The 808-nt window shown below is 74.3% G+C and carries 1 protein-coding gene; it reads left to right on the top strand.

Features of this window, described 5'->3' with window-relative positions; translation table 11 throughout:
* Positions 1 to 118: 118 nt before the first annotated feature.
* On the top strand, positions 119 to 808 hold a 690-nt coding region (locus ACY45C_RS12765), incomplete at its 3' end, for a lactate racemase domain-containing protein (RefSeq protein ID WP_462187850.1).

Here is an 808-nt window from a genome sequence, read left to right as displayed (position 1 = left end):
TGGGGGGGGGGGCGGGGTGGGGGGGGGGGGCGGGGTGGAGGGGGCATGGTGGGGCTGCGCCGCCGGGCGGGGCGCCAACACGGAGGGGTTGTCCTTCGTGCCGGACGTGGAAGGGATCGTGCTGGTGAGACCGGGGTTCGTGCTCGAGGTCGACGAGCGGACTCCCCCGCTGCTGGTGCACCAGGGTGAGGGCGTGCTGCTCGAGCAGTTCCCGCTCGGGACGCGGGTGGTCTATCCGCCCGAGTCGCTGCCCGGGGCCGGTGACGTCGAGGCGGCGATCGCCGCGGCGTTGGCGGCGCCGGTGGGCAGCGAGCCGCTGGCGGCGTTGCTGCGTCCGGGGATGCGGCTGACGATCAGTTTTGACGATCTGTCGACGCCGTTGCCGCGGATGCGTCGCCCGGATGTGCGGGGGCGGGTCATCGAGGCGGTGCTGACGACGGCGGCGGCGGCCGGTGTCGACGATGTGGCGCTGGTCGTGGCGAACGGGTTGAACCGGCGGTTGAGCGCCGGCGAGGTGGAGCGGATCGTCGGGGAGCGGGTGTTCCGCTCGTTCTGGCCCGGGCAGTTGCGCAGCCATGACGCGGAGGATCCAGACAATCTCACCGTCGTGGGGGTGACCGGCGCCGACGAGCAGGTGGAGGTTTCCCGCCGGGTCGCCACCGCCGACCTACTGGTGCATGTCGGGGTCGCGCAGAGCCCGGCGGCGGTCGGTGCGGGCGGGCTCGTGACCGGCCTGTCGTCGTATGCGACGCTGCGTCACGTGCACAGCGTCGCCGCGGCGGTCCGCCGCGCCGGCCTGCCCGGGGCT

The organism is Frankia sp. CcWB2 (assembly GCF_977927585.1).
This window is presented reverse-complemented; position numbering and strand designations above follow the sequence as displayed.